The 6,318-nt window shown below is 70.3% G+C and carries 7 protein-coding genes and 1 pseudogene; 3 read left to right on the top strand and 5 right to left on the bottom strand.

The window, feature by feature from the left end; translation table 11 throughout:
• The coding region (locus VXC91_RS26790; protein WP_329509899.1) for a 3-hydroxybutyryl-CoA dehydrogenase at positions 1–748 on the bottom strand (748 nt) is incomplete at its 3' end.
• Positions 749–920: 172 nt separating this feature from the next.
• Here VXC91_RS26790 and VXC91_RS26785 point away from each other — a divergent pair.
• Positions 921–2,144 (top strand): glycoside hydrolase family 10 protein, encoded by a 1,224-nt coding sequence (locus VXC91_RS26785; protein ID WP_329509898.1) that lies wholly within the window; start codon positions 921–923, stop codon positions 2,142–2,144.
• Positions 2,145–2,157: 13 nt separating this feature from the next.
• Here VXC91_RS26785 and VXC91_RS26780 read toward each other — a convergent pair whose 3' ends face one another.
• Entirely contained in the window at positions 2,158–2,364 is a 207-nt protein-coding gene (locus tag VXC91_RS26780; protein ID WP_329509897.1) for a DUF1918 domain-containing protein, read from the bottom strand.
• A gap of 98 nt (positions 2,365–2,462) precedes the next feature.
• A pseudogene (locus VXC91_RS26775) lies at positions 2,463–2,842 on the bottom strand (EamA family transporter); the annotation flags it as partial.
• A gap of 185 nt (positions 2,843–3,027) precedes the next feature.
• On the opposite strand from VXC91_RS26775, the gene VXC91_RS26770 reads away from it, so the two are divergent.
• Positions 3,028–3,615, top strand: a complete 588-nt coding sequence (locus tag VXC91_RS26770; RefSeq protein WP_329509896.1) for a histidine phosphatase family protein — start codon at positions 3,028–3,030, stop codon at positions 3,613–3,615.
• Here the strand turns inward: VXC91_RS26770 and VXC91_RS26765 are convergent.
• On the bottom strand, positions 3,598–4,074 hold the full coding sequence (locus tag VXC91_RS26765) for a DUF6314 family protein (RefSeq protein WP_329509895.1): 477 nt from the start codon (positions 4,072–4,074) through the stop codon (positions 3,598–3,600). The genes VXC91_RS26770 and VXC91_RS26765 overlap by 18 nt on opposite strands.
• A 172-nt stretch (positions 4,075–4,246) precedes the next feature.
• Complete coding sequence (locus tag VXC91_RS26760; RefSeq protein ID WP_329509894.1) at positions 4,247–5,479, bottom strand: cysteine desulfurase; 1,233 nt, start codon at positions 5,477–5,479, stop codon at positions 4,247–4,249.
• An 89-nt stretch (positions 5,480–5,568) separates the two neighbouring features.
• Between VXC91_RS26760 and VXC91_RS26755 the strand changes: the two genes are divergently transcribed.
• A complete protein-coding gene (locus tag VXC91_RS26755) occupies positions 5,569–6,156 on the top strand; it encodes an ABATE domain-containing protein (RefSeq protein ID WP_329509893.1) in 588 nt (195 codons plus the stop codon).
• Positions 6,157–6,318: the final 162 nt, after the last annotated feature.

Raw genomic sequence — 6,318 nt, 5'->3', positions numbered from 1 at the left:
TCGAGTTGGCGATCGAGACGATCGTGTCCAGGCCGATCAGATCGGCGAGCTTCAGCGGGCCCATCGGGTGGGCGCAGCCCATCTCCATGCCGTTGTCGATGTCCTCGCGGCCCGCGATGCCCGACTCGAACATGCGGATGGCGGAGAGCAGATAGGGCACGAGCAGCGCGTTGACGACGAAGCCGGAGCGGTCCTGAGCGCGGATCGCGTGCTTGCCGAGGACCTTCTCGGCGAACAGCTGGGCCCGGCCGAGGGTGCCCTCGGAGGTGGTGAGCGCCGGGATCAGCTCGACCAGCTTCTGCACCGGTGCCGGGTTGAAGAAGTGGATGCCGACCACCTGGTCGGGACGCGAGGTGGCGACCGCGAGCTTCACCAGCGGGATCGAGGAGGTGTTGGAGGCGAGAATGGCGTCCGGGCGGGTCACCACCTGGTCGAGCACCCGGAAGATCTCCGTCTTCACCTGCTCGTTCTCGACGACCGCCTCGATCACCAGGTTGCGGTCCGCGAACTCGCCGAGGTCGGTGGTGAAGGTGAGGCGCGCCTGCGTCGCCTCCCGCTCCTCCTCGGAGATCTTGCCGCGCTCGGCCGCCTTGGACAGAGAGGTGAACAGACGGGTCCGCCCGATCTCCAGGGCCTCGCCGGTGGTCTCGGCGACCATCACGTCCAGGCCGGCGCGGGCGCACACCTCGGCGATCCCCGCTCCCATCTGGCCGCAGCCCACCACTCCGACGCGTTCGATGTCGGTCACATCGTCCCTTTCGCTGATCTACGGCTGTGGCAGGTCCGTTCGGGTACCGGTCGCCTGCTCCATTCGTGCACGTTACTCTCAAGTATCGATGATCGATCGTCCGGGTGGGTGCATGCTGTGCCGCGAAGGCGATCCGTGAGGGTTCGGATCCGCAGAGTGCGAGGGTGTGCAGATGGGGCGGTTGTCACGGCGGGCGTTCATGGCGGCAGCGCTGTCGCTGTCGGCCCTCACCCCGGGGGCCGCGGCCGCCCCCCGGCGCCGGAGATCGAGCGTCGAGTTGCGCGGGATGTGGCTCGCGACCATGTTCAACCGTGACTGGCCCGCCCGCGCCGGACTGTCGGCGTCCGTCCAGCGGGCCCAGCTGCGCGACCGCCTGGACTCTGCGGTACGGCACGGGCTGAACACCGTCTTTTTCCAGGTCCGTCCCACGGCCGACGCGCTGTGGCCCTCGCCGTACGAGCCCTGGTCCTGGTACCTCACCGGAACCCAGGGCAAGGATCCCGGCTGGGACCCGCTGGGCACGGCCGTCGAGGAGGCGCATGCGCGCGGACTTCAGCTGCACGCCTGGTTCAACCCCTACCGCATCGCCACCCACACCGACCTGTCACGGCTCGCCGCCTCGCACCCCGCGCGCAGGCATCCCGAATGGGCCGTGGCTCACGGTGGGCACCTCTATTACAACCCCGGACTGCCCGAGGTCCGCGCCTTCGTCGAGGACGCGGTCCTCGACGCCGTACGCCGCTACCCGGTCGACGGCGTCCACTTCGACGACTACTTCTACCCCTATCCCGTCGCGGGCCAGGTCTTCCACGACGACGCGGCGTACGCGGCGTACGGCGGGGGCTTTGTGAGCAGGGCCGCCTGGCGCCGGAACAACATCGACCTTCTGGTGCGCGAGACCTCCGCCCGTGTCCGGCAGATCCGGCCCGCCGCCAGTTTCGGGGTCAGCCCCTTCGGGGTGTGGCGCAATGCCGCGACCGACTCTCGCGGTTCGGCCACCCGGGCAGGTGTGCAGACGTTCGACGACCTGTACGCGGACACGAGGAAATGGGTGCGATCCGGCTGGCTCGACTACATCTGCCCACAGCTCTACTGGAACATCGGCTACCCGCCCGCCGACTACGCGGAACTCGTGCGCTGGTGGGCAGGGGTCACCCAGGGTACGTCCGTAGGGCTGTACGTGGGTGAGGCGCTGTACAAGGCCGGTGACCCGGCACAGCCGGCCGCCTGGCAGGACCCGGCGGAACTCTCCCGGCACCTCACCCTGGCCAAGCGGTACCCGCAGGTGGGCGGGCACGTCTTCTTCGCCGCCAAGGAAGTGGCGGCGGATCCGATCGGAGCGATGACGACAGTGGCCGCCGACCACTTCGGGCGGCCAGCGGAGCCAGCGCACTGACTCCCCGCCCGCTCTACTGGCCGATCGGCTGTTCCATTTCCCTGTGGCGGATCTCGGTGTCGGGGCCAGGTGAGCACACACCTTCGTGCCCGTCCTGGAAGCGGACGCGGTACGGCGGGTTGCCGTTGGTCCCCATCACTTCGACGATCTCACCGATCTTGTCGTGCTGCCCGACGATCCTGCCGTGCTGCACCAGCTTGTCGCCCACAGTTGCGCGCATCTGATGGGCCTCCTCGTCACGTGCGGGAGTATCGGTCCGTGGCCGTGAGTGTACGGCCGGGTTGCGCCGGCCGACCCTGTCCGTGCACCCCGCTCCGGTCAGCTCCGCGCCCGCTGGGCGACCGCGATACAGACCAGCACCGCGGCGGCCGTGAGCCGCGCGGCCGGAGTGAGATGCTCGCCGAGGAGCAGTACCGACGACACCAGTGTGTGCAGCGGCTGCGCCGGCTGCAACTGGCTGGCCTTCGGTATGCCGATCGCGGCCATGCCCGGATACCGGACCACGAGCCCGGGAACTGCGAACCGGCCGCCACCCACAGCAGCTCCGGCAGGCCGTGGAGGTTGAGGTGGGCCGGTTCGTACGACAGGGCGACGAGCGCACCGGGCAGGGTGAACGGCAGGCACAGCACCAGCGCCCATCCGATGACCTGCCGGCCGGGCATGGCCCGGGCCAGTAGGCCGCCCGCGGCGTGGCCGGCGCGTTCGTCACGACGCGCACGGCGTCTCCGCCCAGCACGGTTTCGAGCCGCTCGAGGGATTTGGCCGGTGGAGGGTGCTCTGGCTCGACGAGTCGGGGCAGGTCATGCGTCAAGGCGCCGATACCTTTGGTCACTCCTGAGTAACGCCCCTTGACCTGCGCACTTGATCGGCACACGATCGCGGCATGCATCTTCGGGTCACATTCGTCGCCGCGGCGCGCAGCTCCTCGCTGCTCGCAGAGCGCTTCGAGGACGACCGGCCACTGGACCAGGCCGGCTGGGACGAGGTGCAGCGTGCCGCCCGGAACCTGGTGCCGCTGGCGACGGCCGAGCTGCGCTACTGCTCGCCGACCCCCCGGAGCCGGGCGACCGGGGACGCGCTCGGGTACGCACCACTGGTGCAGCCGGCCCTGAGGGACTGCCACATGGGCCGCTGGCGCGGGCTCACGCTGGGCGAGGCGATGGCCCGGGAGCCCGCGGCGGTGGACGCCTGGCTCGCCGACCCCCGCTCGGCGCCGCACGGCGGAGAGCCGCTGATGTCCTTCATCTCCCGGGTGGGCGGCTGGCTGGAGACGCGTCCGGTCGAGGACGGCAGTCGTATCGTCGCCGTGACTGAGCCGTCGGTGGTCAGGGCGGCGCTGGTCTACGCGTTGAGGGCACAGCCGTCGGCGTACTGGAACATCGACGTGCGCCCCCTGTCGACAGTCACGCTCGCCGGCCGCAACGGACGCTGGAACCTCCGTCTGGAGGCCGCGTCACAGGAACGCGTCTGACGGAAGGTGCTCGCGCGTGTAGTCCGTGGTCAGGACGAGGGCCTTCGCGGGCCCGCCGACCCGCCAGACCGTCCGCCAGTGGTCTGCGTCACGAACCGTGAACTCGCCCCGATAGAGGTCCGCAGCGCACGGATGCTCGGTGACATGGCGGCCACTTGCGAGATCGAGGTCGTGGAACGGGCGGCCGTCGGCGAACCGCACGTCGGAGGTGGCCGCGGACGCCCCCGGCAGGAACCACAGCGTCCGCTCGGCCGGACGGGGGGTGCCCTGCCAGACGAACGTGCCGGACTCGTGGTGCAGCAGCCCGTCACCGCCGTCCTCCGGAGGCGAGAACACGGTCGTCCCGCTGAAGCGGCCTCCCCCGCCGGTCGCGAGGTCCCGCACCGTGCGCTCCACGCGCCATCGCCCGGCGAGATGGGTCAGCAGGTCCGTCACGGGCCAGAACTCACGATCCACCATGCGCTCGACCCTACGTCTGAGACCACCGCGCCCGGCACGGTGGTCACTCTCCTGTGGACCCGACCTGGGCGATGGTCAGGGTCGGCTCCCGATCGGACGGGAGGGGCTCTTGGCCGGCCATGGACAAGACCGCAGAACCTGGAGCGCGCTCCAGGTCAAGCGCTCTCGCCGATCACCCTCCGAAGTAGGCCTGAGCTGCGCGGACGCCCTCCACCAAGGCATCCACCTCGTCCGGCGTGTTGTACACGTAGAAGGTCGCCCGGGTCGTCGCCGGGATTCCGTAGCGGCGGACGATCGGGCGGGCGCAGTGGTGACCCACACGGACCGCGACGCCCCGTTCGTCCAGGACCTGGCCGACGTCGTGCGGGTGGATGCCGTCGACGGTGAAGGACACGGCCGACCCTCGGTCGGTGAGGTCGCGCGGACCGACGATGTGTACGCCGGGGAGCTCGCCGAGCAGTTCCAGGGCGCGGGCGGTCAGCCGGTCCTCGTGTGCCGCCACCGCGTCCATGCCCAGTGCCTCCAGGTAGTCCACCGCCGCCGCGAGTCCGACCGCCTGGGCCGTCATCGGTACACCCGCCTCGAAGCGCTGAGGCGGCGGCAGGAAGGCGGTGCGATCCATCTCGACGATCTCGATCATCGAACCGCCGGTGAGAAAGGGCGGGAGATCGGCGAGAAGTTCGCGCCGGCCCCACAGCACGCCGACGCCGCTCGGGCCCAGCATCTTGTGCCCGGAGAAGGCGAGGAAGTCGGCGCCCAGTTCGCCCACGTCGACCGGGCGGTGGGGCACCGACTGGGCACCGTCGGCCACGACGAGCGCGCCGAACGCGTGGGCCCGGTCGGCGAGGGCGCGTACGGGGTTGATCGTGCCGAGAACGTTGGACTGGTGGGTGACGGCGAGCACCTTGGTGCGCTCGTCCACGAGTTCGTCGACCCTGGTGAGGTCGAGACGGCCGTCGTCGGTGAGGCCGAACCAGTCCAGCGTCGCCCCGGTGCGCTCGGCGAGCTGCTGCCAGGGCACCAGGTTGGCGTGGTGCTCCATCTCCGTCACCACGATCCGGTCGCCGGGTCCGAGACGCCGGTCGTTGCCCAGGGCGTACGCGACGAGATTGAGGCTCTCGGTCGTGTTCTTGGTGAAGACCACCTCGTCGTCGGCGGCACCGATGAACCGGGCGACGGTCTGCCGGGCGCCCTCGTACGCCTCTGTCGCCTCTTCGGCCAGCTGGTGGGCACCGCGGTGCACGGCGGCGTTGTGCCGGAGGTAGAAGTCCCGTTCGGCGTCGAGTACCTGGAGCGGCTTTTGAGTGGTGGCGCCGGAGTCCAGGTAGACGAGACGGGCGCCGCCCTCGACCGTCCGTTCCAGGATCGGGAAGTCCTTGCGCAGCGCGTCCACGTCGAACGTCACGGTCTCTCACCTCTCACGGGTTCTGTTTCGATTCTCCGTGAGGAACGCTAGGTCTCCTCACGGAGAATCGCAAGGATTAGCATGAGAGCGTGGATCACGACACCCCCGTCTACCTGCACCAGCTCCCGGTCCCCGGTGAGGATCGCTATGCCTCCCTGGCGCTGGTCAACACGCGTTTCACCGTCAGCCACGGTCCCGTCGACCTGCTCGACGACGCGGAGGCCGCGCACCTGTGGCTCGTACGGCACGAGCTGCTGCCCGACCGGGTTGTGCTGAACGGCAGGCAGTTCGGGCGGCTGCTGGGCCTGCGCGAGGCACTGCGGGCGTTGTTCCGGGCCCACGGGATTCACGTGGTCCCCTCGGCCGAGGACCTGGCGACCCTGAACTCCGCCCTGGCTGCGGCGCCCTCCACCCCCCGGCTGGCCTGGACCCCCGAGGGCCCGCACCGCTCCGTCGAGGCGGACGTCGGCAACCCGGCGGCCGCCGCGCTGTCCGTGCTGGCGGAGGACGCCACCGACCTGCTCACCGGCTCCGAGGCCGACCAGCTCACCGAGTGTGCCGCGCAGGGCTGCGCCCGCTGGTTCCTGCGCTCGCACGGAGCGCGGCGCTGGTGCACGACGAAGTGCGGCAACCGGGTACGGGCGGCACGGGCGTACGCGGCGCGCAAGGCACGGTGAACCGCGCCCCTCGCGGCCGGGTCCATTTACCCGGAATCCATGTGTGAGTCATGTCCTTGTCCCATTCCGTAACGGGACCCCGCCGAGCGGTGGGGTCCCCGCCTCGGTGCCCTTCCCACCGGGCACACCGTGCAGAGGCCGACGATCACGGCCGACTGCCCG

Source organism: Streptomyces chiangmaiensis (genome assembly GCF_036281785.1).
GTDB classification, from domain to species: domain Bacteria; phylum Actinomycetota; class Actinomycetes; order Streptomycetales; family Streptomycetaceae; genus Streptomyces; species Streptomyces chiangmaiensis.
Note: the sequence above shows the minus strand (reverse complement) of the source record. Positions and strands in the feature narration are given on the sequence as shown.

Excerpts from the sequence above, each read along its gene's own strand:
- VXC91_RS26785 (WP_329509898.1), top strand. The coding sequence starts at position 921 with ATGGGGCGGTTGTCACGGCGGGCGTTCATGGCGGCAGCGCTGTCGCTG.
- VXC91_RS26780 (WP_329509897.1), bottom strand. The coding sequence starts at position 2,364 with ATGCGCGCAACTGTGGGCGACAAGCTGGTGCAGCACGGCAGGATCGTC.
- VXC91_RS26770 (WP_329509896.1), top strand. The coding sequence starts at position 3,028 with ATGCATCTTCGGGTCACATTCGTCGCCGCGGCGCGCAGCTCCTCGCTG.
- VXC91_RS26765 (WP_329509895.1), bottom strand. The coding sequence starts at position 4,074 with ATGGTGGATCGTGAGTTCTGGCCCGTGACGGACCTGCTGACCCATCTC.